The sequence below is a fragment of the Caulobacter rhizosphaerae genome, from assembly GCF_010977555.1.
Lineage (GTDB): Bacteria > Pseudomonadota > Alphaproteobacteria > Caulobacterales > Caulobacteraceae > Caulobacter > Caulobacter rhizosphaerae.
In genome coordinates this window covers 3,281,188-3,306,280 of sequence record NZ_CP048815.1, presented here as the reverse complement: position 1 = coordinate 3,306,280, position 25,093 = coordinate 3,281,188, and the positions used below count along the sequence as shown (strand labels likewise).

The following is a 25,093-nucleotide window of genomic DNA, read 5'->3' as shown; positions in this document are numbered from 1 at the left end:
CGATCAAACGCGCGAGGAGTCAACGGGATCAATCGTCCAGGTCGAATGGCAGCTCGTCCTGGTCGTCCCTGGGCGGACGCGCCGCCTTGGAGACCGGCTTGTAGGTCTTTTCGAGGGTCAGCGGCGGATCGTCGTCGAGGTCCTCGTCCGGCTCCCAGGGCGCCTCCAGCGGATCGGCGGTGGTGTCGATCTCGTCGAACAGCGGGGCGGTGGCGGCTGGACGAGCCTGCGGCGCGGCGCTGACGGCCTCCAGGGCCGGGGTGTAGGGCTGCGGCGCGCGGGCGACCTGCGGCTCGACCACCGGCGGACGGGCCTGGATGGCCGGCTCGGACGATGGCGCGGCCTTGGCCTTCGGAGCCAGCGGGCGGCGAACGATGGCGTCGGCGCGCAGCAGCCAGCGGTTGGCTTCCTGGATGGCGTTGGCGGGCGAGCGGCTCTCGCGGTGCTGCTGGTCGCTCTCCAGCCACAGGTCCAGCTCGAAGTCGGGATGGCGCGGATCGTCGAAGATCAGCTTCAGGGTGACCTGGGCGGCCTGCTGAACGATCTGGTCGATGGCCCGGCGCGGCTCGCCGCGGAACACCCGGCCGATCACCTGGCCGTCGACCGACAGCTCCGCCCCCATCAGTTCGTCGATGCGGTAGATCAGGCACCAGGCGCCGCTGTCCCAAGCCACGGCGGCCTGGTTGGTGGTGAAGTTGAAGCCCGCGCCCCGGCCGCGTCCCTTGGCGACGATCACGGTCTCCGGCGCGCCCTTGAGCACATGGCGCAGGGCGCGGCGGATCCGGCGCTCCTCGTCCATGAACCAGATGGCGGCGCTGCCCACGAAGGTCACCGCGGACGCCGACAGGGTCACGAGCAGCAAAAGACGCCAGAGTTCGCTCATGGGATCAGGCTAGCGGGAGTCCCGGTTTACGAACAGTCGCCGTTTCAGAGCGACAGTTCGGCCACCACGGGAACGTGATCGGAGGGCTTTTCCTTGTCCCGCTCGTCGCGATGGATGACCACCCCGGCCAGATGGTCGGCGGCCTGGGGCGACAGCAGCAGGTGGTCGATGCGGATGCCCAGGTTTCGCGGCCAGGCGCCGGCCTGGTAATCCCAGAAGGTGTAGCCGCCCGGCGCGCCGTCGGCCTGCATGTAGGCGTCGGTGAAGCCCAGGTTCTTCAGGGCCCGGAACGCGGCCCGGCTCTCGGGCTGGAACAGGGCGTCGCCCAGCCAGGCCTCGGGATTGGCCACATCCTCGGCTTCGGGGATGACATTGTAGTCGCCGGCGATGACCAGCGGCTCTTCCAGGGCCAACAGGCCCTGGGCGTGGGCGTGAAGCCGCTTCATCCAGGCCAGCTTGTAGGCGAACTTCTCGGTTCCGATCGGATTGCCGTTGGGCAGGTAGATGCCCACCATCCGCAGCGGGGTGGGGGCGGCGATCACCGCCTCGACATAGCGCGCCTGCTCGTCGACCTCGTCGTCATGCAGGAAGGGCAGGCCGCGCCGGACGTCCTCGAGCGGGAACTTCGAGAGCATCGCCACGCCGTTGTAGGTCTTCTGGCCATGGACGGCGACGTTGTAGCCCAGGCGCTCGAAGGCCTCGGTCGGGAACTTCTCGTCCAGGCATTTGATCTCCTGCAGCACGGCCACGTCGGGCGCGGCCGATTCGAACCACTCCAGGACTCGTTCCAGGCGGGCGTTGACGGAATTGACGTTCCAGGTGGCGATGCGCATCGAGGGCTCCAGTCGGCGGCGGGAGGCTAGGGCGCATGGGGAACGGGCTCAAGTCGCGGCTTTGGATTTGGTGAGGTCGGGCACCCTGCGTCCTTCGAGGCCCGCTGCGCGGGCGCCTCAGGATGAGGAGCTTTGGTGCTCTGAATCCCTCATCCTGAGGTGCGAGGCGCAGCCGAGCCTCGAAGGACGCAGGGCGCCTCAGATCGAGAAGCTGACGCCGCAGCCGCAGCTGGACTTGGCGTTGGGGTTGCGCACGCGGAACTCGGCGCCCGCCAGTTCGTCGACGAAGTCGATCTCCGAGCCCTTGAGCAGGGCCAGGGAGATCACGTCGACCAGGGCCGCGGCTCCGTCGCGCTCGACCTTCAGGTCGTCGGGCTGGGCGCTGTCGACCAGGTCGAAGCGATACTGGAAGCCCGAGCAGCCGCCGCCATCGACGGCGACGCGCAGCATCACCGGATGGCCCTCGGCCTCCGAGATCGTATGCAGCCGGCGGGCGGCGTTGGGAGAAAGCGTTACGGCTGTGTCGGTCATGGCTGTGGAAAATCCATACTTCGCCTATATGAGGGCGTGCGCGCCCCAGGGAAAGGGGCGATCAGCAAAGGCCTTCCATGTCGTCGTCTCCCTTCTTCGTCCAGCGCGCCCCCTATGCCGAGGATCCGGCCAGGTCCCTGGGCCGCCGCTTCCCCGAAGACGAGAGCCGCACGCGCACGCCGTTCGCCCGCGACCGCGACCGCATCATCCACACCTCGGCCTTTCGGCGGCTGAAGGAAAAGACCCAGGTGTTCGTCGCCCACGAGGGCGACAACTTCCGCACCCGCCTGACCCATTCGCTGGAGGTGGCCCAGGTGGCGCGTTCGCTGGCGACCGCGCTGGGGTTGGACAGCGACCTGGCCGAGACCATCGCCCTGGGGCACGACATCGGCCACCCGCCGTTCGGCCACGCTGGCGAAGACGAGCTGCAGTCGTGCATGAAGGCGTACGGCGGCTTCGACCATAACGTCCAGACCTTCCGCGTCGTCACCGAGCTGGAGCGCCGCTATCCGGACTTCAGCGGCCTGAACCTGACCTGGGAGACGCTGGAGGGGATCATCAAGCACAACGGCCCGGTGACCGAAAAGCTGGGCAAGCCGTCGTGGAAGGCGATCTCCAAGTACGACAGCGAGTACAAGCTGGGCCTGAACACCTGGGCGTCGGCCGAGGCCCAGGTCGCGGCCCTGGCCGACGACATCGCCTACAACAACCACGACATCGACGACGGGGTCGAGGCGGGGCTGTTCACCCTGGACGAGCTGATGGACGTGCCGCTGATCGGCCCGATCCTGGTCGCCGTCCGCAGCGAGCGCCCGGACCTGGACCCGCGCCTGACCCGGCTTGAAGCCGTGCGGCGGATGATCGGCGCCATGGTCGACGACGTGATGGGCGAGACCCTGCAGCGCGCCGCCGCCACTGGCGTGCAGTCGGCGCAGGACGTCCGCGCCCTGGATCACGCCCTGGTCGCCTTCTCGCCGGACATGGCCGAGGACCTGGCCCGGCTGCGTCAGTTCCTGCACACCCGCATGTACCGCCACTGGCGCGTCAACCGGACGCGCAGCCAGGCGCGCCGCATTCTCGCCGAGATGTTCAACCTCTTCTTGGCCGAGCCCGACGTCCTGCCGTCGGAATGGTTCGCCCGGTCGCAGAACCGCGACGAGGCCGGCCGTGCGCGCGTGGTCTGCGACTACATCGCGGGCATGACCGATCGGTTCGCCATCGAGGAACATCGCAAGCTGTTCCAGCTGGATGTCTGGAACTAGCCCGCGCGAAAGCGGAGCGGCGATGTTCACGGGTAGTTCTGGGCGGGCCCGGGCTCCGATAAACTAGGTCGGCGCGCGTCCGATTCGCTGTGAGCGATCCCGCGCGCATGGAAGTCTGGAGCCTCGACGCGAATGTCCGATCCCCACCGCGGCGCCTATACGCCGCCCACCGATGCGCCGCTCTCGTTCGACGCGCGTCAGCCGGTTCGCGGCTCGCGGCCCTTGCCCATGACCCTGATCATCAGCGCGGTGGTGCTGGCCACCTTGGTGGTCGCGGTGCTGCTGATCTATCGCGGCGGCGTGCGCGGCCCCAATGAGCCGCCGCGCACGGTGGGCGAGCCTGTCGCCCAGGTGAAGGCCCCGCCGCCGGCCGACGCCGCCCAACCGGCTGACCCGGCCTCCGGCCTGCAGATCTACAAGAGCGAGACCCCCGAGGCCTCGCCGACCTTCGCCGCCCAGCCAGAAGCGCCGATGGCCCGTCCCACGCCGCCGCCGCCCAGCGCCCCGGTCCAGACCGCCACCCTGCAGCCCGCCAAGCCGGCGCCGGCCGGTCCCGCCGCACCGGTCTCGGCCGCCCCGGCCACCAAGCCCGCCGCCAAGCCCGCCCAGACCATCGAAGGCCTGGCCACCGCCGCGGTCTCGCCGCGCGCCACCGCGCCGGCCGCGACCAAACCGGCCGCCGCGCCGGTCCCCGCCGCCTCGGCCGGCGGCCCGGCCAGCGTGCAGATCGGCGCCCTGTCCTCCACCGCCCTGGCCGACAAGGCCTGGTCTGACGCCGCCCGCATCGCGCCGGGTCTAGCGGCGGGCAAGGGCAAGCGGGTCGAGGCGATCGACAAGAACGGCACGACCCTCTACCGCACGGCCGTCACCGGCTTCGCCAGCCGCGCCGAGGCCAAGGCCTTCTGCGACGCCCTGAGCGCCGCCGGCAAGTCCTGCTTCGTGAAATAGAGGGGCAGGGCGCATGGCCAGCATCTCCGCCGCCATCCTCGGCTGCGCCGGGACCACCCTGACGGCGGAAGAGGTCGCGTTCTTCCGCGACGTGAAGCCGTGGGGCTTCATCCTGTTCAAGCGCAACATCGCCGACCCCAATCAGGTCCGGGCCCTGACGGCGGCGTTGCGGGCGACGGTCGGGCGCGCCGACGCCCCGATCCTGATCGACCAGGAGGGCGGCCGCGTCGCCCGCCTGGGCGCGCCCCACTGGAAGACCTACCCGCCCGGCCGCGCCTATGGCGAACTGATGGCCAACGACCCGCTGGTCGCCCGCGAGATCACCCGCCTGGGCGCGCGGCTGATCGCCCACGACCTGCTGGATCTCGGCATCAACGTCGACTGCGTGCCGGTGCTGGACGTGCCCGATCCGCAGGGTCACGAGATCATCGGCGACCGCGCCTATGGCGACACGCCGCAGCAGGTGGCGACCCTGGGCCGCGCGGCGGCGGAGGGCCTGCTGGCCGGCGGCGTTCTGCCGATCATCAAGCACATCCCCGGTCACGGCCGCGCGATGAGCGACAGCCACCTGGAACTGCCGGTGGTCAAGGCCAAGCTGGCCGAGCTGGACGCCCGCGACTTCGCGCCGTTCCGCGTGCTGTCGGACATGCCGATGGCAATGACCGCCCACGTCGTCTACACGGCCATCGACCGGTCCCGTCCGGCCACGACGTCGAAGAAGGCGATCAGGAAGATCATTCGGGAATCCATCGGCTTCGACGGACTTCTGATGAGCGACGACCTGTCGATGAAGGCGCTGTCGGGCGACTTCAAGCAGCGCGCCAAGGACAGCCTGGCCGCCGGCTGCGACGTGGTCCTGCACTGCAACGGCGACATGGCCGAGATGAAGGCGGTGATGTCGGGCGTCGGCAAGCTGTCGCGCGAGGCCCGCCGCCGGGTCCAGGCGATCATGGGCCGGCTGGTCAAGGTTCCCGAGCCGCTGGACGTGGCCGAGGCCCGCGCCCGCTTCGACGCGGCCTTCGACGGACGCTTTGCGTGAGCACGGGCTTCCAGCCCACCCTCGACTTCGAGGCCGCCAACGAGGCGGCCGAGGACGGCGCGGCGCTGGTCATCGACATCGACGGCTACGAGGGCCCGCTGCACGTGCTGCTGGCCCTGGCGCGCAGCCAGAAGGTCGACCTGCTGCAGCTGTCGATCACCAAGCTGGCCGAGCAGTACTTGGCCTTCGTGCAGCAGGCCCGCCGCGTGCGCTTCTCGCTGGCCGCCGACTATCTGGTGATGGCCGCCTGGCTGGCCTATCTGAAGTCGCGCCTGCTGCTGCCCAAGCCCGAGCGCCCCAAGGCCGAGGAGCCGCCCGCCGAGGAGATGGCCGCCCAGCTGGCCTTCCGCCTGGCCAAGCTGGACGTGATGCGCAAGGCCGTCGAGGCCCTGAAGGAGCGTCCGATCCTCAAGCGCGACGTGTTCATGCGCGGCGATCCGGAGGCGGTGAAGATCGTCTCCTCGACCCGCTTCGAGGGCGACCTCTACGCCCTGATGACCGCCTACATCACCCAGCGCAAGCGCGAGCACGGCCGCCACTACGCCCCGCGCCCGCCGCAGGCCTATCCGCTGGAGGACGCCCGCGACCGCCTGCGCGAGCTGCTGCCGGAGATGAAGGACTGGACCACCTTGTCGGGCGTCGCCCCGGTCGAGCGCTGGGAGGAGGACCCCGACGGCCCGAGCCCCGCCAGCTATCTGGCCTCGACCCTGTCGGCCAGCCTGGAGCTGGTGAAGGAAGGGATCCTCGAAGCGCGGCAGATGGAGCATTTCTCGGACATCTACCTGCGCACGCGGGCCGAGCCGCTGGAGCCGATCGTATGAGCCAGATCCGGACGGAAATCCTCGTCCTTCGACAAGCTCAGGATGAGGATTTTTTGCGCGCCGATCCATCAATAGCCCTCATCCTGAGCTTGTCGAAGGACCAGGGCGGGCCCACGAAAACATGACCATCGACCCGCTCTTCACCACCCGCTGCATCGAGGCCCTGCTGTTCGCCGCGGCCGAGCCGCTGAGCGTCGAGGACCTGGCCAAGCGCCTGCCCGAGGGGGCGGACGTCGGCGCGGGTCTGGCCGACCTGTACGCGCGCTACGCCGGCCGCGGCATCGAGCTGGTCCAGGTGGCGGGCCGCTGGCGGTTCCAGACCGCGACCGACCTGGCCTTCCTGATGACCGAGGAGCGCGAGGAGCCGCGGCGGCTGTCCAAGGCCGCCCAGGAGACCCTGGCGATCATCGCCTACCACCAGCCGGTCACCCGGGCCGAGATCGAGGCGGTGCGCGGGGTGCAGGCCAGCCGCGGCACGCTGGACGTGCTGCTGGAGTTGGGCCTGGTCAAGATGCGCGGCCGCCGCCGCACGCCCGGCCGCCCCGTGACCTTCGGCACCACCGACGCCTTTCTCGAGCACTACGGCCTGGCGACCCTGGGCGACCTGCCGGGAATCGCCGAGATGCGCGCGGCCGGCCTGCTGGCCCTGGACCTGCCGCCGGGCTTCACCGTGCCCGACCCGATGGGCCTGCGAACCGGCGAGGACGAGGATCCGCTGGAGGACGGCGACGAGGCCCCGGAATTCGCACAGGATTTCCTGGGGGACGCGTCCTAGGCCTGAGATCTCGAAGGGGGAAAACTATGGGTTCAATGTCGATCGTTCATTGGTTGATCGTGCTGGCTCCGGTCGCGCTTATCGGGCTGCCAGTCGTCAAAATCTTGAAGAGAATGGGTTTTTCGGGATGGTGGGGGCTTCTGGCCCTGGCGCCCTTGGCGAATTTGATCGGTCTCTGGGTGCTGGCGTCCATCGAATGGCCGAGCCAGCGAAAGGAATAGGGCTCGCCGCCTGGTTCCGAAGTTCCGGGGCGCGCGTCAAAGCGCTCCGTGGCGGGGACCGCCGCATGCGCTTATATATCGGCTGGCATATTGTAACGGCACGCCGCAGCGGCTAATGGGCCGCTGTCGCAAGGAGCATCGTCGTCATGGGTAGCATGAGCTGGATCCACTGGGTGATCGTGATCGCGGTCGTGGCCCTGCTGTTTGGCGGGCGCGGCAAGCTGTCCGGCATCATGGGCGACGCGGCCAAGGGCATCAAGGCGTTCAAGGACGGCCTGAAGGACGATCCGTCCGACGACGTCGCGGCCAACAAGTCCACGGGCGCCCTGCCGCGCACCGAGGCCGAGAAGGAAGACCTGCGCAAGTCGTAGGGGATTCGTCGCGCCGGCTCGGCCGGCGCGACTGTCGTTTCACTTCGCGAACCCGGCGGCGCCGGTTCGCTCTAAGGCGCGTCCATGCTCCCTGATATCGGCGGAACGGAACTCCTGGTCATCGCCGCGGTCGCCTTGATCGTGGTGGGGCCCAAGGACCTGCCTGTCCTGCTGCGCAAGCTCGGCCAGTTCGTCGCCAAGATCCGCGGCATGGCCAACGAGTTCCGCGCCAGCTTCGACGAGATGGCCCGCCAGTCGGAACTGGACGAGCTGCGCCGCGAGGTCCAGGCCATGCGTGAAGGGCAGTACACCGCCCCGATGCGCGACGCCGCGGCCCAGGCCAGCGACGCCAGCCACGTCGACCAGGTGTTCGCCGACATCGACGCCAGCCTCAACAGCGGCGCGGTCAAGGTCTCGCCGCACGACGCCTACCAGCCGGCCACGTCCCTGGAAGCGCCCGCGCCCGGCGTCGAGATCGTCTCGGAGCCCAAGCCGAAGCGCAGGGCGCCGGCCAAGAAGCCCGCCGCCAAGACGGCCGAGATCGTCTCCAAGCCGAAGGCGGCCAAGGCCGCCAAGGATGATCTCTCGGTTCCCACAAAGCCGGTCCGCAAGCGCGCGGCCAAGCCCTCGACCAAATCGGACATCGTCTCGTGACCAACGCCATCGGACACGATCCGGAAGACGAGATCGAAGCCTCGCGCGCGCCGCTGATGGACCACCTGATCGAGCTGCGCCGGCGGCTGATCATCTGCGTGGTAGCGCTGTTCGTCGGCTTCGGGGTCTGCTTCGCCTTCTCGCAGCAGCTGTTCCTGTTCCTGATCCACCCCTACGAGGTGGCCGCCAACATGGTCGCCGCCGGCAAGGCCGGCGGACATCACGGCCCTTTCGACCTGATCATGACCCTGGTCGGCCTCAAGGAGGTCCCGGCCGCCGCCGCCGGCCACCAGAAGTTCGTCTTCACGGCCCTGCTGGAGCAGTTTTTCACCAAGCTGAAGCTGTCAGCGTTCGGCGCGGTCGTCGTGACCTTCCCCGTCCTGGCCTGGCAGCTCTACCGCTTCGTCGCGCCGGGCCTGTACAAGAACGAGCGCAACGCCTTCCTGCCGTTCCTGATCGCCTCGCCGGTGCTGTTCGCGATGGGCGCGGCGCTGGTCTATTACATCATGCTGCCGTTCATCGTCTGGTTCTCGCTGAACCAGCAGATCTTCGGGCAGGGCATCTCGGTCGAGCTTCTGCCCAAGGTCAGCGACTATCTGACCCTGGTGACCTCGCTGCTGCTGGCCTTCGGCCTGTGCTTCCAGCTCCCGGTGGTGGTCTCGCTGCTGGGCATGGCCGGTATCATCAGCTCCAAGATGCTGCGCGACGGCCGCCGCTACGCCATCGTCGGGGTGTTCATCGCCGCCGCCATCCTGACCCCGCCCGACCCGATCAGCCAGATGACCCTGGCGATCCCGATGTGCCTGCTCTACGAGATCTCGATCTGGTGCGTGTGGCTGATCGAACGCCGCAAGGCCAAGGACGAGGCCGAGCAGACCAAGGACGTGGTGGCGGTTTAGCGGCGGGTAAACCCACCCCTTTTTAACCGTCATCCCGGGCCTTGTGCCCGGGACCCCTGGTTCAGCCGACGGTGAAGCGCTTTGGCGCGCCAGCGCGCCATCCCTCCGCACCTGCGGCCGATAAAGGGGTCCCGGGCACAAGGCCCGGGATGACGGTCGTTTGGGGAGGGCGGGGCAAGACACCACGCTTGGCGCCCCCGCCGACGCGCCTTAGAGAGGTCGCTTCTTAACGACTTCTCTTCCGAGCGTTCCGATGCACGACATCAAGGCCATCCGCGACAATCCCGAAGCCTTCGAAGCCGCCTGGTCGGCCAAGGGCCGCTCGGGCGCGGCCGCCGAGGCGGTCAGGCTGGACGCCCAGCTGCGCGCCGCCCAGACGGCGCTGCAGGAGGCCCAGGCCAGGCGCAACGAAAGCTCCAAGCTGATCGGCCAGGCCAAGGCCAAGAAGGACGAGGCCGAGGCCCAACGCTTGATGGCCGAGGTCGAGGCGCTGAAAGGCGACATGGCCCACGCCCTGGTCGATGAGGACCGGTTCGGCGGCGAGCTGAAGGACCTGCTGGCCAGCCTGCCCAACATCCCCGCGCCGGAAGTACCCAAGGGCGAGGACGAGGCGGGCAATGTCGAGGTCCGCCGCTGGGGCGATCCGTCCAAGCTGCCGGCCGGCCGCCTGAACAATCCCAAGGACCACGTCGACCTGGGCGCGGCCCTGGGCGGCATGGACTTCGAAGCCGCCGCCCGGATGAGCGGCGCGCGCTTCGTGGTGCTCAAGGGCCAGGTCGCCCGGCTGGAACGGGCCCTGGGCCAGTTCATGTTGGACCTGCAGACTGTCCAGAACGGCTATGTCGAGATCAGCCCGCCGCTGCTGGTCAAGGACGAGGCGCTGTTCGGCACCGGGCAGCTGCCGAAGTTCGCCGAGGACCTGTTCAAGACCACGGTCGACCACTGGCTCATCCCCACCGCCGAAGTCTCCCTGACCAACATCGTGCGCGAGCAGATCACCGACGAGGCCGAGCTGCCCCTGCGAATGACCGCCCTGACGCCGTCGTTCCGTTCGGAAGCCGGGGCCAGCGGCCGCGACACCCGCGGCATGATCCGCCAGCACCAGTTCTACAAGGTCGAGCTGGTCTCGATCACCACGCCCGACCAGTCCGAAGCCGAGCACGAGCGCATGGTCCAGTGCGCCGAGGCGGTGCTGAAGGCCCTGGAGCTGCCGTTCCGCACCATGCTGCTGTGCACCGGCGACATGGGCTTCGGCGCCCGCAAGACCTACGACCTGGAGGTCTGGCTGCCGTCGCAGAACACCTATCGCGAGATCAGCTCGTGCTCCAACTGCGGCGACTTCCAGGCCCGGCGCATGGACGCCCGCTTCAAGAAGGCCGGCGAGAAGGGCACGCACTACGTCCACACCCTGAACGGCTCGGGCCTGGCCGTCGGCCGCACCCTGGTGGCCGTGCTGGAGAACTACCAGGACGAGACCGGCCGGATCACGGTGCCCGCCGCGCTGGTCCCCTACATGGGCGGCGTGACGCATATCGGGGGCGCCGCGTGACCCCCTCAGTCGCTCCGCGACAGCTCCCCCAGAGGGGGAGCATCTAATGGCCGCCGCACCGTGCAGATCCTCCCCCTCTGGGGGAGGTGGCCCGAAGGGGCGGAGGGGGCTCGCCCGTTAGATGCGCATCCTCCTGACCAACGATGACGGCATCCACGCCGAGGGCCTGCAAAGCCTGGAGCGCATCGCCCGGACGCTGTCGGACGACATCTGGATCGTCGCCCCGGAGTACGAGCAGTCCGGGGCCGGCCGGGCCCTGACCCTGTCGGACCCGATCCGCGTGCGCCGGGTCGACGATCGCCGCTTCGCCGTCGAGGGCACGCCCACAGACTGCGTGGCCATGGCCGTGCAGCAGCTGATCGAGGGCCCAGCCCCGAACCTGGTGCTGTCGGGCGTCAACCGCGGCCAGAACCTGGCCGAGGACGTCACCCTGTCGGGCACGGTGGCCGGCGCCATCGAGGGCATGGCCCTGGGCATCCCGTCGATCGCCCTGTCGCAGGCCATGACCTATTTCCACGACGAGGTGGTGGCCCACTGGGAGACGGCCGAGCACTTCGGGCCGGGCGTCGTCCGCCGCCTGCTGGAGATCGGCTGGCCCAGGGACGTCATCATGAACGTCAACTTCCCGGCCCTTGCCCCGGAAGCGGTCACCGAGGTGGAAGTCACCCGCCAGGGCTTCCGCGACTCGCACATGCGGAGCATGGAAAAGCGGACCGACCTGCGCGGTCGCGACTATTACTGGACGGGCTTTGTTCTCAAGCCGTCCAAGCCGGCGGAGGGTACGGATCTGAAGGCCGTCTACGAAGGCAAGATCTCGGTCACGCCGCTGCACATCGACCTGACCCACAACCCGACCGTGGCGGCGCTGAAGGGCCTGCTCGGTGGCGCGCCTCCCAAGCTGGAGGCGGCTTCGTGATGGCCCAAGCCAAGGCCGACACGCCCGAGGCCCGGCTGCAGGCGCTGATGAAGGCCCTGCGCGCCCAGGGGGTCACCGACCCGGCCGTGCTGAACGCCATCGAGAAGACCCCGCGCGACCTGTTCACGCCCGACCTGTTCAAGGAGCGGTCGTGGGAGGACTCGGCCCTGCCGATCGCCTGCGGCCAGACCATCAGCCAGCCGTTCATCGTCGGCCTGATGACCCAGGCCCTGACCCTGGAGCCGCGCTGCCGGGTGCTGGAGATCGGCACAGGCTCGGGCTACCAGACCGCCGTTCTCAGCCGCGTCTCGCGCCTGGTCTATACGATCGAGCGCTATCGGACCCTGATGAAGGAGGCCGAGGCCCGCTTCGCGGTGCTGGGCCTGACCAATGTCATCACGAAATTTGGGGATGGATGGGAGGGCTGGCCCAAACAGGCGCCGTTTGACCGCATTCTGGTCACGGCGGCGGCGCAGGATGAACCCGAAACTCTGCTTTCGCAGCTCAAGCCGCAGGGCGTGCTCGTCGCGCCCGTGGGCAAGGGGCCGGTGCAGAGCCTTCGCCGCTATGCCGGCGACGGGAAGGGGGGCTTCACGGTCGAAGTCCTGTGCGACGTGCGTTTCGTCCCGATCCTGGACGGCGTCGCCCGCGAATAGCGGGCCGGCGTCGCCGGGTTTTCCCTGTGGGTGCTTGCGCAGGGTTCTCGGGACGACGCGAGATGTTTAATGGTTGGTTTACCCTTGCGGCGGCGACTGGAGCCTATGCAAGGTAGAGGAGAGGCTATGAGGCAGTTGTGGACGCGCGCGGCGGTGATCGCCCTGACGGCTGGAACGCTCGCGGCCTGCGAGAGCACGGGCGGCGCGCAGTATCCCACCCGGAGCCAGGCTCCGACTCCGAACTTCCCGATCGTCCAGGCCCCGCCGGCCAACCAGCAGCCCGAGGGGCCCTCGACCCCGCCCGACGAGCCGCAACCCACCTTCTCCGCGCCCGCCGGCAGCGTCGGCGTCTCCAGCCAGCCTCTGGCCCCGGCCACGACCACCCAGCCGCTGCCGCCTCCGCCGCCCCCTCCCGTCGCTGAAGCCCGTCCGGCCCCGGCGCCGGCCGCGCGTCCGGTGGTGGTCACCACCGTCGGCGGCCCCGTGGTGACGATCGCCGGCCCGCCCAAGAGCTACAAGGTCAAGTCGGGCGACAATATCGACGCCATCGCCCGCACCCTGGGCACCACCCGCGCCCAGCTGGCCAAGGACAACGACCTGAAGTCGCCGTACCGGATCCATCCGGGCCTGGTGCTGCAGGGGCCGGAGACCAAGGACGCCAAGGCCTACGTCGTCCAGACAGGCGACACGATGTTCGCCATCGCCAAGCGCTTCTCGGTCCCGGCCGCGGCCCTGGCCGAGGAGAACGAGCTGAGCACCGGCTCGGCGATCCGCAAGGGCCAGAAGCTGCGCCTGCCGGAAGGCTACAGGGACAAGGGTCCCAGCCGCACCACCGTGATGCAGCCGGTCGCCCAGGGCCCGGCCAGCGGCGCGCCGTCGTCCGGCGACCTGCCGCCGATCGGTTCGCCGTCCAGCCACGCGACCGCGCCGGCTCCGTCCCGCGACGTCGAGGAGGAGGAGGTCCCCGCCGGCCGTCCGGTCACCACCACGACGGTCAGCGTCACGGGGCCCGTGGTCGAGGTCGCCGGCCCGCGCCGCGCCTACACCGTCAAGCGGGGCGACAATATCGACGCCATCGCCCGCACCCTGGACACCACCCGCGCCGACCTGGCCAAGGACAACGACCTCAAGGCGCCGTATCGCATCAATCCCGGCCAGAAGCTGAAGGGCCCGGAAACCACCGCCAAGGCCTATGTGGTCCAGACCGGCGACACCCTGGCCAATGTCGCCAAGCGCTTCAACGTCAAGCCGGCCGCCCTGGCCGAAGAGAACAATCTGCGCACCTCGGCGGCGATCAAGAAGGGCCAGAAACTGCGCCTGCCGTCCGGCTATCGCGACAAGGGCCCGCTGAAGACCACGGTAACGACCGCCCCGCCGGCGCCGCGTCCCACGACCCCGCGCCCGGTCACGCCGACCCCCAGCTACACCCCGCCGGCCGCCACTACGCCGCCGGCCTCGCTGCCGTCGTCACCGCGCCCTTATACGCCGTCGCCCAGTTCCAGCTATCCGCGCACGCCCACCGGTCCGGTCTCGGCCCAGCCGGTGACGCCGCCGCCGTCCTCGGGCCAGATCATCGGCAGCACCCCGCCGCCGACCGAGGCCGAGATCACCGCCGCCGGTCGCGGCCGCTTCGTGTGGCCGCTGCAGGGCGAGACGATCTCGGACTTCGGCCCCAAGGGCGCCGGCCAGCGCAACGACGGCGTCGATATCCGCGCGCCGGCCGGCACGCCGGTCCGCGCCGCCGCGGCGGGCGAGGTGGTCTATGCCGGCAACCAGGTGCCCGGCTTCGGCAACCTGGTGCTGGTCAAGCATGCGGACGGCTGGGTGACGGCCTACGCCCACCTCGCGGACATCCAGGTCAAGATGCGCCAGCAGGTCGCCCAGGGGGCCACGCTCGGTTCGGTCGGCCAGACCGGCGGCGCCAGCGAGCCGAAGCTGCACTTCGAGGTCCGCTACGCGCCCACGCCCAAGGACAAGGCGCGGCCGGTGGATCCGGGTCTGGTGCTGCCGAAGTAGAAGGCGGGGAGGTGGGGCGCTAACTTGCCCCACCTGACCGCTGCGCGGTCTGTCCGCCCCTATAGGGGGCGGAGCGCGGGCGTCGGCTACGCGTCGCCCCAGCGCCACTTCCACGGGCCGTCGCTCTTGCGCCAGCTGACGATCACCACGACCGCCGTCGAGGCCAGCACCAGGCCCAGATGGAGCATGGGGTCTCGTCCGGCGAACACCACGCCGCTGGCGACGATGACGACCAGGAAGCCGATCAGCAGCGCCCAGCCTTGCCAGCGGCACGGCAGGCCGGCGCCGAACCCGTAGCGCTTCACGCGAAACCAGGGCTTGCCCATCCGGGCCTCCCGCGGGGTTTAGGCGGGCAGGTTTACACCCAGCTCCCCGGCCAGGTCACGGATGAACTGGTAGGCCACCCGGCCCGAGCGGGCGCCGCGCAGCTGCGACCACTGCAGCGCCCGGCGCTCAAGGTTCTCGACCTGCAGCCCGAAGCGCTCGGCATAGCCGTGGATCGCCGCCAGGTAGGTGGGCTGGTCCATGGGCGGAAAGCCGATCCACAGGCCGAAGCGGTCGGAGACGCTCATCTCCTCCTCGGCGTTCTCGGCCGCGGCGATCGCGCCTTGCGTCTCGACATGGTCGCGCGGCATCAGGTGGCGGCGGTTGGAGGTGGCCACGAACAGCACGTTCTCCGGCGGGCCGGCCACGCCGCCCTCCAGGGCCGATTTCAGCGCCTTGGCCGCCGCCGCCCCGTCCTCGAACGACAGGTCGTCGCACAGCACCACGAAGCGCTCCGCGCACGACCGCAGCACATCAAATAGCGGCGGCAACGCCGCGACCTCGTCGCGATCGACCTCGATCAGCTTCAGGGCCGGATACTCGGCGGCCATCCCCATGAAGGCGGCCTTGGTCAGCGAGCTCTTGCCCGTGCCGCGCACGCCCCACAGCAACACGTGGTTGCAGGGCAGGCCGACGGCGAAGCGGCGGAGGTTCTCGACGAACCGGTCCTTCTGCCGCTCGACGCCGATCAGCAGGTCCAGCGGCATCGGATAGTCGGGGGCGGGGACGAAGCCGTCGCCTTTCGGCTCGTGCCGGAACAGCCGTCCGGCCCCGAAGTCGGGCGCGGCGGGAGCCGCGGGGGCCAGGCGCTCCAGGGCGTCGGCGATGCGGGCGAGCAGGGGCAGGGCGGCGTCGTTCATGTGTTGCCTCCTAGCCCCACCCAGCTGTCATTGCAAAAGGAGAGGTGAACGCATAGCTTCCGCCGACTTGGCGGGCCCCCCATGTGGGCGGGGACGCTAACCAGACTTTCTTGGAGACGACATGTCCGGTGGACTGCAAGCCCAACTGATCCAGATCGCGCCCATCATCCTGATGGTCGTGCTCTTCTATTTCATGCTGATCCGCCCGCAGCAGACGCGCGCCAAGCAGCACGCCGCGGCCATCGCCGCCGTCAAGCGCGGCGACAACGTCGTGCTGTCGAACGGCATGCTGGGCAAGGTCGTCCGGGTCGAGGAGACCGAGGTCGGCGTCGAGATCGCCCAGGGCGTGACCGTCAAGGTGGTCAAGAGCATGATCGCCGAGATCCGCGCCAAGGGCGAACCGGCCCCGGCCAACGATCCCAAGAGCTGATCACCACTCCGCGTCGACCACGAGGCGCCGCCCGTAACTTGACGCCGAAGGGCGTCGTCCAGAGCCTGTAATCCATGCTGACCCTCTCCCGCTGGAAAGTCACCGCCGTCATCCTGTCGGTGATCTTCGGCATCGTCTTCTCCCTGCCCAACGTGCTGCCGCAGAAGACGCTCGACGCGCTTCCAGGCTGGGTTCCCCACCAGAAGCTCAACCTGGGGCTCGACCTGCAGGGCGGCTCGTACCTGCTCTACGAGGTCGACACCGATGCGCTGCGGGCCGAACGCCTGACCAACATGGTCGAGGACGTGCGCACCACCCTGCGCAACGACCAGATCGAGTTCGGCGAACTGGGCGAGGCGGGCGGCGTCGTGCGGGTGCGCATCACCGATCCGGCCAAGGTGGACCAGGCGGTCAGCCTGCTGCGCCGCTCGATCGGCGGCCAGCTGCAAGGGACGGTTACCGGGCGCGATACGACCGTGACCAATAATGGCGATGGCCAGCTGGAACTTGCCTTCGTGCCGGAAGCGGCCAAGGCGGACGCCGCCAAGGCCGTGACCCAGTCGATCGAGACGATCCGACGCCGGATCGACGCCCTGGGCACCAAGGAACCGACGATCACCCGCCAGGGCAGCAACCGGATCGTCATCCAGGCGGCCGGCGAAAGCGACCCCGCCCGCCTGCAGGCCGTGATCGGCCAGACCGCCAAGCTGACCTTCCAGATGGTCGACGAGACGGTCACCCAGGAAGACATGGTCGCTGGCCGCATCCCGCCTGGCGTGGTGGTCATCCCGGGCACCCAGCCCGGCGAGCCGCCGATCCCAGTGGCCAAGCGCGCCTTGGTGACCGGCGAGGACCTGGTTAACGCCAACCAGGAGTTCGACCAGAACGGCGCGCCCGCGGTCGGTTTCCGCTTCGGCGGTTCCGGCGCCCGCAAGTTCGGTGACGCCACCACCCGCAACGTCGGCAAGCGCTTCGCCATCGTGCTGGACGGCAAATACATCTCGGCCCCCAGGATCAATCAGCCGCTGCCGGGCGGTTCGGGCATCATCACCGGCAACTTCACGCCGGAAAGCGCCGCCGAACTGGCCCTGCTGCTGCGGTCGGGCGCCTTGCCCGCCAAGCTGAACCTGGAAGAGCAGCGCACCGTCGGAGCCGAGCTGGGCGCCGACGCCGTCCGGGCCGGGGCCATCTCCCTGGCCATCGGCGCGGCGGCGATGTTCGTGTTCATCATCCTGGCCTACGGCCTGTTCGGGGTGTTCGCGGCCCTGGCCCTGGTGGCCAACGTGCTGCTGATCGTCGGCATCATGTCGATGACCCAGGCCACCCTGACCTTCCCCGGCATCGCCGGCCTGATCCTGACCCTGGCGGTGGCGGTCGACGCCAACGTGCTGATCTACGAACGGATGCGGGACGAGGCCGCGGCGGGACGATCGCCGATGTCGGCGGCGGACACGGGCTTCCGCCGGGCCATGGTCTCGATCATGGACGCCAACATCACCAGCCTGATCTCCGCCGCGATCATGTTCGGGTTCGGCTCGGGCCCCATCAAGGGCTTCGCCTGGACCCTGTCGATCGGCGTGTTCACCTCGGTGTTCACCGCCATCATCATCACTCAAGTGCTCATCGGCTGGTGGTTCAAGACCGCCCGTCCGAAGAAGCTGCCGATCGCTTAGGTTTCCATCATGGCTTGGCCCCTCATCCGCCTGATCCCCCGCCAGACCCACTTCCGCTTCGTGAAGTGGGCTCCGGTCGCCGCGGCGATCTCCGCCCTGCTGATCGCCGGCTCGTGCGTCTCGTTCTTCACCCAGGGCCTGAACCTGGGCATCGACTTCAAGGGCGGCATCGCCATGGAAGCGCGCATGCCCACGCCCGTTCCGCTGGCCGAGCTTCGCGGCGAGCTGGGTCGGATCGGCGTTCACGACGCCCAGGTCCAAGGCTTCGGCTCGCCCAACTCCGCCATGATCCGTTTTCTGCCGGAGGCGGGCCAGAACGCCAACGCCGAGGCGGCCGAGATCAAGCAGAAGCTGGTCGCCCACTTCCCGACCATGACCATGCCGGCCCCGTCGGTGATCGGCGCCAAGGTCTCGGGCGAGCTGCTGGGGTCGGGCTTCAAGGCCCTGGGCATCGCCCTGGTGCTGATGCTGGGCTACATCTGGTTCCGGTTCCAGTGGCAGTTCGGCGTCGGCGCCGTGGTGGCCGTGTTCCACGACATCATCCTGACACTGGGTCTGTTATCGGTGCTGCAGATCGAGTTCTCGATGACCTCGATCGCCGCCCTGCTGACGGTGATCGGCTACTCCATGAACGAGAAGGTCATCACCTTCGACCGGCTCAAGGAGAACCTGCGCAAGTACAAGACCACCCCGCTGCGCGACATCATCGACCTGTCGGAGAACGAGCGTCTGTCGCGGACGATCATCACCGGCTCCACGGCCCTGCTGGCCCTGGGCGGCACGATGGTGTTCGGCGGCCCGGTGCTGTTCCCGCTGGTCTTCACCATGACCTTCGGCATCCTGATCGGCACCTATTCGTCGGTCTATATCGCCCTGCCGCTGATCCTCGTCTGGGGCGTCAAGCGGGGCGACGAAGAAGCCACGCCGATCAAGCTCGGCGCCGGCACACGGCCCTGATGCTGCGCCAGCCGCCATCGATCGACGCCTGGGGCGGCGGCGGGTTCCGCGTCTCCGGCGACTGGCGTCCAGGTTCGCTGCTGATCCTCGACGACCAGCCGCGATCCTGGGGCGCCACCAGCCTGGCCGCCTTGACGCCGGACGACTTCGCCGAGGTCTTCGCGGCGGGCGGGGCGGTCGAGTTCGTGCTGCTGGGCGTGGGCCTGGTCAACGCCCTGCCGCCGCGCCCGGTGCGTGACGCCCTGAAGGCGGCGGGGCTTGGTCTGGAGTTCATGAGCACCGAGGCCGCCGCGCGCACCTACAACGTCCTGGCCAGCGAAGGCCGGCGGCTGGCGGCGGCGCTGATCGCCGTCTAGGGCGGGGCCAATCGCGTCTATTTGCCGACTCCGCCAGACGCCCTATACCTGACCCTGCAACAGGGGCATTAGGGGGCCTGGACATGACCGGACTACTTTCCAATTTCCGCAACACCATCATCGTCAGCGTCCTGCTGGCGCTGGTGATCGCGTTCGGCTTCGGCCACAGCCCGCACGGCTTCGACGAGGCCTATTTCCAGGCGGTGTTCCGCCTGCTGCACGTGTTCTTCGGCATCCTGTGGATCGGGCTGCTGTACTATTTCAACTTCGTGCAGATCCGCGTCATGCCGCAGATCCCGGCCGAGCTGAAGCCGGCGGTGTCCAAGTACATCGCCCCCGAGGCGCTGTTCTGGTTCCGTTGGGCGGCGCTGGCCACCTGGCTGATGGGCGTGGTCCTGGCGTTCAGTCGCGGCTACCTGGCCGAGGCGGCGACCTTCGGCCTGTGGGGCGGCTACGAGCGCGGCGTCGACATGGGCTTCACCTTCATCGGCCTGGGCATGTGGCTGGCGACGATCATGTTCATCAATGTCTGGGGCGTGATCTGGCCGAACCAGAAGCGGGCCCTGGGCATCGTCGAGGTGGACGCCGACGCCAAGGCCAAGGCGGCCAAGATGGCCATGCTGTTCTCGCGCATCAACACCCTGCTCAGCATCCCGATGCTGGCGACGATGACGATGTACCAGACGCTGTTCAACTGATCGCCCGATCAGGACGGACGAGGAAGGCCCACGGGACCCGTGGGCCTTTTTCTTTTGGGCTAGGCGGCGCATAAGCCGCGCCCATGACGACGCCGAAGACCACGCTGGACATCGCCCACCGCAACGACGCCCCGGACACCGATCTGGACGCCCTGGTGCGCCGGGTCGATCCCGACCGTTGGCTGGCCAGCCGGTTCATTGCCGATCCCAAGGCGCGGACCGACGTGATCGCGCTCTACGCCTTCAACTACGAGCTGGCCCGGGTGGCCGGCGGGGTTAGCAACGCCCTGATGGGCGAGATCCGCCTGACCTGGTGGCGCGAGGCCATGGAGGAGATCGCCGCCGGCCAGCCGCCGCGCCGCCACCCCACGGTCGAGGCCGTGGCCGCCGCCGGCTATCCCCTGGGCGCCCTGGCCGAGATGGCCGAGGCCCGGATGGCCGATCTCGACGCTACGCCATTCGAGACGAAGGGCCAGGTCCTGGCCTATGTCGACGCCACGGCCGGGGCGACGGCGATGCTGGCCGCCTGGCGGCTGGACCCCAAGGCCGATCCCCACGCCGTGCAGGACGCCGCCCGGGCCTATGGCCTGGCGGGACTGTGGCGGCTGAAGCGGGCGGGGGTCCAGCGCCTGCCGGCCGACTGGACGCAGGGCGACGTCCGCCGCCGGGTGGGGGAGGCGCGCGCCAAGGCCAATGTGGCGCTCAAGGCCTTGCCGATCGCCGCCTTTCCGGCCGCGGCGCCGGCGGCCCTGGCGATGGCGCAGTTGGGCGCGCGGGAGCTGGGCGAGCTGGAGAAGCGCCTGCGGCTGACCTGGGCGGTGGCGACGGGGCGGATCTAAGCTGGGAACATGCCCTTGCGGCATGTCCCCATCGGCAAGCGCGGCGCCTGAAACTGGGGACACGCCGCAAGGGCATGTCCCCGGCCTACGCCGCCTCCGACGGTTTCTTCGTCTGCCGAGCGGCCTTGGTCAGACGGTCCAGCACGTCGGGCACCAGCTGTTCGGAAAAGCCGCCGATGAAGGCCCAGACCATCATCTTGGCGGCGTCGACGGCGGCCGGGAACATCAGGCCGCGATTGACCAGGGTGATCGGGCAGTCGTAGCGGCAGGGCACGATCTGCGGGAACAGCGTCGCGGCCCCCGACCCGACGATCGCGCCCTCGCGCACCAGCCCGCTGGCGAAGAAGGCCACCAGCACGAAGGACACCGACATGCCCACGAAGGCGGCGATGAACACGGCCGTCAGGCCCTGGCTCAGCGCGCTGACCTGGCGCACGGGGTCGATGTCGGACGAGGCCGAGGCCATGGCCGACTCGGTGCGCCTCAGGACCGAGACCATGGCTCCGGCCGCGCCAACGAAGGCGATCAGCGAGAAGTTGGCGATCACCGTCACCGACTCGCGAATGGCGCCGGGCGGGCTGATGTTGGGCAGCAGGCGGGTGATCATCAGCGCCAGGAACAGCCAGCACAGCAGGCCCAGGGCCCAGCGCCGCATTCGGCCCGTCAGCACCTCGCGCTCGCTGCTGAGGGTGTAGAGCAGCTTCAGGCGCTCCAGCAGGCTCAGGGCCTCGGCCTCCAGCTCGGCGCGGTTGGCGTCCTCGGGGGCGAAGACGATCGGCTCCAGCTTGGCGGCCTTGGGTCCGATCGCGTGGATGTACCGTTCGCGCAGCTGCGGCACGAACCACCTCAGCCGCTCCAGGCCGTAGTCGCGCACCATCCATTTGCGCAGGTCGACGGCCGCGGCGATCTGTTCGCTGGGGTAGGGGCTGTTGAAGCCCTCGGTCAGGCGCCTGAACTTCTCCTCGCGCTCGGCCTGGCTATTGTCGGCGGTCGTGCCGCCCTCGGCATGGCCCTGGCTGCCGTGGCGCAGGGCGATCTCGGTCAGATCCAGGTCCAGCTCGGCGGCCAGCACCCGGGCCTCGGCATAGCGTCCGCCCAATCGAGATTGCAGCGTGATGCGGTTCGAGATCGCGCGGAACAGCTGGAACATGATCGCCCCTTCCGCCTCCAAACTAACGGAAGGGGCGCTGATCTGCAACTTATAAGCGTATTACTTGACCTGCTCGCCCTTGGTCCACTGGTCGAGCCATTTCAGCACCTCGTCGTGCCACTGCACCGAGTTCTGGGCCTTCAGCACCCAGTGGTTCTCGTTGGGGAAATACAGCAGCTTGCTGGGGACGCCCTTGCGCTGCAGGGCCGTGAACGTGCCGATGCCTTCCTCGAGCGGCACGCGGAAGTCCTGGCCGCCCTGGACCACCAGTTCGGGCACGCTCCACTGGTCCACATGGTCGGCGGGGTTGAACTTGGAATAGGTCGTGCCGGCCTGGTAGGGCGGGCCGCCGTTTTCCCATTCGCTGAACCACAGCTCTTCGGTCGAATAGCCCATGAACCGGCTGTCGAAGATGCCGTCGTGGTCGACCAGGCACTTCCAGGGCTCCTTCCACTGGCTGGCGATCCAGTTGATCATGAAGCCGCCGTATGAGCCGCCCAGGGCGCAGGCGCGGTCCTTGTCGAGGAAGCCGTACTTGCCGGTCGCGAAGGCCCAGCCCTTCTGCAGGTCCTCCAGCGGGCGGTCGCCCCAATGCTGGCTGATCGCGTCGGTGAAGGCCTGGCCGTAGCCGGTCGAGCCATGGAAATCGATCATCACCACCGCATAGCCGGCCCCGGCGTAGGTCTGGGCGTTCCAACGATAGTGGAAGAGGTTGCCGAAGCTGCCTTGCGGGCCGCCATGGATCAGGAAGGCGACCGGGTATTTCTTGGCCGGGTCGAAATTGGCCGGCTTGACCAGGTAGCCGTGCACGGTCTCGCCGTTCCAGCCGGGGAAGCTGAACTGCTCGGGCTCGCCCATGGCCACGCCGGCCAGCGCCTCGGCGTTGTTGTTGGTCAGCTTGATGGGCGCCTCGCCCTTCTTGACCGTCGACAGGGCGTAGAGCTGGGCCGGGCCCTTCAGGTTGTCCTGGGCGTAGACGATCGACTGCGGGCCGACGCTGAAGCCGCTGACATGGCCCTCGCCGGTCAGGGCGGTGACCTTGCCGGTCTTGACGTCGACGGCGAACAGCTTGGTCTGGCCCACGTCCTCAGCGGTCGTGTAGATGGCTTTGCCGTCGGCGCTCCAGGCGATCGACTGGGCCGAGCGGTCCCAGGCGGGCGAGAGCTCGCGGATTTTGTCGCCCTCGCGGACCATGATGGCGAAGCGGTCGGCCTCGAAGCCGGGGCGCTTCATGGCCAGCCAGGCCTGGACCTTGCCATCGGGCGAGACGCTGGGCTGGGCGTCCCAGGCCTTGTTGGCCTCCGTCGTGTTCTCGGGCTTGGCTGAGCCATCCAGGGGCGCGCGCCACAGGTCGTAGTTGGTGCTCCACGATTCCTCGCGGTCGGCCAGCTTGGCCGAGAACACCACGGTCTTGCCGTCCGGCGTGATGGCGAAGTCCTCGTCGCCGCCGAACGGCTTGGTCGGCGCGTCGCCGTTGAAGCCGTTCATCAGCGCCACCGGCGCGCCCGTGGCGATGCCCGCCTCGTCCAGCTTCAGGGCGTAGAGGTGATTCTGCGTCCCGTCCGCCCAGGTGTCCCAGTGGCGGATGAACAGCTTGTCGTAGACCACCCCGGTGGTCTTCTGCCCGCCCTTGGCCGCCAGCCTGTCCTTGGTGCACTCCAGCGTGTCGCAGTCGGGGAACACGGCCTGGGCGATGACGATGGTCTTGCCGTCGGGCGCGATCTTGAAGGCGCCGACGTCGAACGGAGCCTTGGTCACCTGGACGGCGGTCTCGCCGGCCGCGTCGGTGCGATAGACCTGGTCCAGACCGCCGGTCCGTCCCGAGACGAAATACAGGGCCTTGCCGTCGGGCGACCAGCGGGGGCTGCTGGCCCCGCCGTCGGACACCGCCAGCCGGCGCGGGGCCATCCTGGCCTTCAGGTCGGCGATCCACAGCGACATCGAGGCCTTGTTGGCCGCGTAGTCCATCGTCCGCACGCTGTAGACGACGAAGCGGCCGTCGGGCGACACGCGCGGATCGCTGATCCGCTCCAGCTGCACCATGTCCTTGGCGGTGAAGCCGCGGCCTTCAGCGAAAGCGGCCGGCGCCGGGGCCAAGGCGGCGACCGACAGGGCCCCCATGGATAGGGCGAGGACGGAAGCGGCTGTGCGCAAGGTCTTGGTCATGGAAGCGGTATCCAGGAGGCGTTGGCGCCGGAAAGAGCCGCAAGCCTAGCGAGGACATGCCAGCGAAGCCAGGGGAGGGGCGCAAGATCGTCCTCTCAGGCGCCAAGCTTCGCAATGCGACGAAAATATGACCGTTGATCGTCCGAAAAAGCCATGAAAAACAAACGACTACAGAGGTAACAATCGGAAACAGGACTTGCTTTGCCGCGACGCAGCATTTTCCCTAGATGTTAGGCGGGGCGAGAAGGCGGTCGATGAACCGCCCCGCTGGTCAAGGTAAGGGTCTCACGTGTCGGCTTCGGCATATTTTCAGCATACGGTCGCCGGACCGGTCATCTTCGCCGGGGTGGGCCTGCACACCGGCTCGCACGTGCGCGTCGCCGTGCGCCCCGCGCCGGTCGACGCCGGCGTCGTCTTCGTACGCACCGATATCCACGATCGCGACAACCGCGTGCCGGTCAAGCCGGACGCCGTCTGCCAGACCCAGCTGGGCACCGTGATCAACAACGCCGCCGACGTGCGCGTCTCGACCATCGAGCACCTGATGGCCGCCCTGGCGGCCCTGGCCATCGACAACTGCGTCGTCGAGCTGGACGGTCCGGAAGTGCCGATCATGGACGGCTCGTCCGAGCCCTTCGTCCAGATCCTCGACCGCGCGGGTCGTCGCAAGCAGGAAGCCGCTCGTCGCTACATCGAGATCCTCAAGACGGTAGCGGTCGAGGACGGCGACAAGCGCGCCAGCCTGTCGCCGAGCGACCGCTTCGAGGTGGCCTTCGAGATCGCCTTCGCCAGCAAGGCCATCGGCCGCCAGCGCGTCGACCTGGTGGTGGACGAGGACTCGTTCCGCGCCGAGCTGTCCGACTGCCGCACCTTCGGCTTCCTCCGCGACGTCGAGGCCCTGCGCGCCATCGGCCTGGCCCGCGGCGGCACGATGGAGAACGCCGTGGTCATCGACGGCGACCGGGTGCTGAACCCCGAAGGCCTGCGCCGTCCCGACGAGTTCGTGCGCCACAAGGCGCTGGACGCGGTGGGCGACCTCTATGTGCTGGGCGCGCCGATCATCGGCCGCTTCGAGGGCGTGCTGGCCGGTCACGGCCTGAACAACGCCATCGTCCGCGCCCTGATGGCCAACCCTTCCGCCTGGCGGATGCGCGCCCATTCGGTGGAATTGGCCGAGGCTGTCTGACAAACTGATACGCAGGCGTCGCGCTTCGACCTGATTTGGTCAAAAAGCCGATGTCTGTAGCGTTTGGGCGGATTCCCCGG

Annotated in this window: 27 protein-coding genes and 2 pseudogenes; 21 read left to right on the top strand and 8 right to left on the bottom strand. The window is 68.9% G+C overall.

Annotated features, from left to right (window positions below; genetic code table 11):
• Positions 1-28: 28 nt before the first annotated feature.
• The 4 genes and pseudogenes from G3M57_RS15080 to erpA form a co-directional block, all read right to left on the bottom strand.
• Positions 29-883: an SRPBCC family protein gene (locus G3M57_RS15080; protein ID WP_163231462.1), complete on the bottom strand. Its 855-nt coding sequence runs from the start codon at positions 881-883 to the stop codon at positions 29-31.
• Positions 884-927: 44 nt separating this feature from the next.
• Positions 928-1,716, bottom strand: a complete 789-nt coding sequence (gene xth, locus G3M57_RS15075) for an exodeoxyribonuclease III (protein WP_163231460.1) — start codon at positions 1,714-1,716, stop codon at positions 928-930.
• Positions 1,717-1,799: 83 nt separating this feature from the next.
• A pseudogene (locus G3M57_RS27510) lies at positions 1,800-1,918 on the bottom strand (hypothetical protein); the annotation flags it as partial.
• Positions 1,915-2,247, bottom strand: a complete 333-nt coding sequence (gene erpA / locus G3M57_RS15070) for an iron-sulfur cluster insertion protein ErpA (RefSeq protein ID WP_018113406.1) — start codon at positions 2,245-2,247, stop codon at positions 1,915-1,917. The pseudogene G3M57_RS27510 and the gene erpA, both read right to left, overlap by 4 nt.
• 77 nt (positions 2,248-2,324) lie before the next feature.
• Here erpA and G3M57_RS15065 point away from each other — a divergent pair, with 77 nt between their 5' ends.
• From G3M57_RS15065 to dipM, 14 genes and pseudogenes are all read left to right on the top strand, one after another.
• A complete protein-coding gene (locus G3M57_RS15065) occupies positions 2,325-3,509 on the top strand; it encodes a deoxyguanosinetriphosphate triphosphohydrolase (RefSeq protein WP_056755565.1) in 1,185 nt (394 codons plus the stop codon).
• 132 nt (positions 3,510-3,641) lie between these two features.
• Positions 3,642-4,457, top strand: a complete 816-nt coding sequence (ftsN, locus tag G3M57_RS15060; protein WP_163231458.1) for a cell division protein FtsN — start codon at positions 3,642-3,644, stop codon at positions 4,455-4,457.
• 13 nt (positions 4,458-4,470) lie between these two features.
• On the top strand, positions 4,471-5,496 hold the full coding sequence (nagZ, locus tag G3M57_RS15055; RefSeq protein ID WP_163231456.1) for a beta-N-acetylhexosaminidase: 1,026 nt from the start codon (positions 4,471-4,473) through the stop codon (positions 5,494-5,496).
• Positions 5,493-6,317: a segregation and condensation protein A gene (locus G3M57_RS15050; RefSeq protein ID WP_163231454.1), complete on the top strand. Its 825-nt coding sequence runs from the start codon at positions 5,493-5,495 to the stop codon at positions 6,315-6,317. The genes nagZ and G3M57_RS15050 overlap by 4 nt, the downstream gene beginning before the upstream one ends.
• Positions 6,314-6,426: pseudogene (locus G3M57_RS27505) on the top strand (hypothetical protein); the annotation flags it as partial. The gene G3M57_RS15050 and the pseudogene G3M57_RS27505, both read left to right, overlap by 4 nt.
• Before the next feature lie 12 nt (positions 6,427-6,438).
• Positions 6,439-7,092 carry an SMC-Scp complex subunit ScpB gene (gene scpB, locus G3M57_RS15045; RefSeq protein ID WP_163233740.1) on the top strand — a complete coding sequence of 218 codons (654 nt, stop codon included), beginning with the start codon at positions 6,439-6,441 and terminating at the stop codon, positions 7,090-7,092.
• Positions 7,093-7,127: 35 nt separating this feature from the next.
• Positions 7,128-7,313, top strand: a complete 186-nt coding sequence (locus G3M57_RS15040; protein WP_200945249.1) for a hypothetical protein — start codon at positions 7,128-7,130, stop codon at positions 7,311-7,313.
• Between the two features lie 146 nt (positions 7,314-7,459).
• The gene (locus G3M57_RS15035) at positions 7,460-7,684 is read left to right on the top strand and encodes a twin-arginine translocase TatA/TatE family subunit (protein ID WP_028040730.1); all 225 of its coding nucleotides are present in this window, start codon (positions 7,460-7,462) and stop codon (positions 7,682-7,684) included.
• A gap of 84 nt (positions 7,685-7,768) precedes the next feature.
• Positions 7,769-8,338 (top strand): Sec-independent protein translocase protein TatB, encoded by a 570-nt coding sequence (gene tatB / locus G3M57_RS15030; protein WP_163231452.1) that lies wholly within the window; start codon positions 7,769-7,771, stop codon positions 8,336-8,338.
• The gene (gene tatC / locus G3M57_RS15025; protein ID WP_163231450.1) at positions 8,335-9,237 is read left to right on the top strand and encodes a twin-arginine translocase subunit TatC; all 903 of its coding nucleotides are present in this window, start codon (positions 8,335-8,337) and stop codon (positions 9,235-9,237) included. The genes tatB and tatC overlap by 4 nt, the downstream gene beginning before the upstream one ends.
• Positions 9,238-9,490: 253 nt before the next feature.
• On the top strand, positions 9,491-10,786 hold the full coding sequence (gene serS, locus G3M57_RS15020; RefSeq protein WP_163231449.1) for a serine--tRNA ligase: 1,296 nt from the start codon (positions 9,491-9,493) through the stop codon (positions 10,784-10,786).
• A gap of 121 nt (positions 10,787-10,907) precedes the next feature.
• Entirely contained in the window at positions 10,908-11,702 is a 795-nt protein-coding gene (gene surE / locus G3M57_RS15015) for a 5'/3'-nucleotidase SurE (RefSeq protein ID WP_163231447.1), read from the top strand.
• Positions 11,702-12,358, top strand: coding sequence for a protein-L-isoaspartate(D-aspartate) O-methyltransferase (locus tag G3M57_RS15010; protein ID WP_056755596.1), 657 nt, complete (start codon positions 11,702-11,704; stop codon positions 12,356-12,358). Before surE ends, G3M57_RS15010 begins: the two co-directional genes overlap by 1 nt.
• A 126-nt stretch (positions 12,359-12,484) precedes the next feature.
• Entirely contained in the window at positions 12,485-14,374 is a 1,890-nt protein-coding gene (dipM, locus tag G3M57_RS15005) for a cell division endopeptidase DipM (protein WP_163231446.1), read from the top strand.
• Between the two features lie 86 nt (positions 14,375-14,460).
• Here the strand turns inward: dipM and G3M57_RS15000 are convergent, their stop codons facing one another.
• A complete protein-coding gene (locus G3M57_RS15000; RefSeq protein WP_056755602.1) occupies positions 14,461-14,700 on the bottom strand; it encodes a hypothetical protein in 240 nt (79 codons plus the stop codon).
• An 18-nt stretch (positions 14,701-14,718) separates the two neighbouring features.
• The gene (locus tag G3M57_RS14995) at positions 14,719-15,558 is read right to left on the bottom strand and encodes an ATP-binding protein (RefSeq protein ID WP_163231444.1); all 840 of its coding nucleotides are present in this window, start codon (positions 15,556-15,558) and stop codon (positions 14,719-14,721) included.
• 121 nt (positions 15,559-15,679) lie between these two features.
• Between G3M57_RS14995 and yajC the strand changes: the two genes are divergently transcribed.
• From yajC to G3M57_RS14965, 6 genes are all read left to right on the top strand, one after another.
• Positions 15,680-15,988, top strand: coding sequence for a preprotein translocase subunit YajC (yajC, locus tag G3M57_RS14990; protein WP_056755607.1), 309 nt, complete (start codon positions 15,680-15,682; stop codon positions 15,986-15,988).
• A 74-nt stretch (positions 15,989-16,062) separates the two neighbouring features.
• Positions 16,063-17,661 carry a protein translocase subunit SecD gene (gene secD / locus G3M57_RS14985; RefSeq protein ID WP_056755610.1) on the top strand — a complete coding sequence of 533 codons (1,599 nt, stop codon included), beginning with the start codon at positions 16,063-16,065 and terminating at the stop codon, positions 17,659-17,661.
• 9 nt (positions 17,662-17,670) lie between these two features.
• A complete protein-coding gene (gene secF / locus G3M57_RS14980) occupies positions 17,671-18,618 on the top strand; it encodes a protein translocase subunit SecF (RefSeq protein ID WP_056755613.1) in 948 nt (315 codons plus the stop codon).
• 2 nt (positions 18,619-18,620) lie between these two features.
• Positions 18,621-18,974 (top strand): Mth938-like domain-containing protein, encoded by a 354-nt coding sequence (locus G3M57_RS14975; protein ID WP_163233739.1) that lies wholly within the window; start codon positions 18,621-18,623, stop codon positions 18,972-18,974.
• Between the two features lie 83 nt (positions 18,975-19,057).
• On the top strand, positions 19,058-19,672 hold the full coding sequence (locus G3M57_RS14970) for a urate hydroxylase PuuD (RefSeq protein WP_163231442.1): 615 nt from the start codon (positions 19,058-19,060) through the stop codon (positions 19,670-19,672).
• A gap of 83 nt (positions 19,673-19,755) precedes the next feature.
• Positions 19,756-20,511 carry a squalene/phytoene synthase family protein gene (locus tag G3M57_RS14965; RefSeq protein WP_163231440.1) on the top strand — a complete coding sequence of 252 codons (756 nt, stop codon included), beginning with the start codon at positions 19,756-19,758 and terminating at the stop codon, positions 20,509-20,511.
• 85 nt (positions 20,512-20,596) lie between these two features.
• On the opposite strand, the gene G3M57_RS14960 is transcribed toward G3M57_RS14965, so the two are convergent.
• Together G3M57_RS14960 and G3M57_RS14955 are read right to left on the bottom strand one after the other, a co-directional pair.
• The gene (locus tag G3M57_RS14960) at positions 20,597-21,661 is read right to left on the bottom strand and encodes a hypothetical protein (protein ID WP_163231439.1); all 1,065 of its coding nucleotides are present in this window, start codon (positions 21,659-21,661) and stop codon (positions 20,597-20,599) included.
• A 60-nt stretch (positions 21,662-21,721) separates the two neighbouring features.
• On the bottom strand, positions 21,722-23,827 hold the full coding sequence (locus tag G3M57_RS14955; protein WP_163231437.1) for an alpha/beta hydrolase family protein: 2,106 nt from the start codon (positions 23,825-23,827) through the stop codon (positions 21,722-21,724).
• Positions 23,828-24,116: 289 nt separating this feature from the next.
• Here G3M57_RS14955 and lpxC point away from each other — a divergent pair, with 289 nt between their 5' ends.
• Positions 24,117-25,013 carry a UDP-3-O-acyl-N-acetylglucosamine deacetylase gene (gene lpxC / locus G3M57_RS14950; protein WP_056755630.1) on the top strand — a complete coding sequence of 299 codons (897 nt, stop codon included), beginning with the start codon at positions 24,117-24,119 and terminating at the stop codon, positions 25,011-25,013.
• Positions 25,014-25,093: the final 80 nt, after the last annotated feature.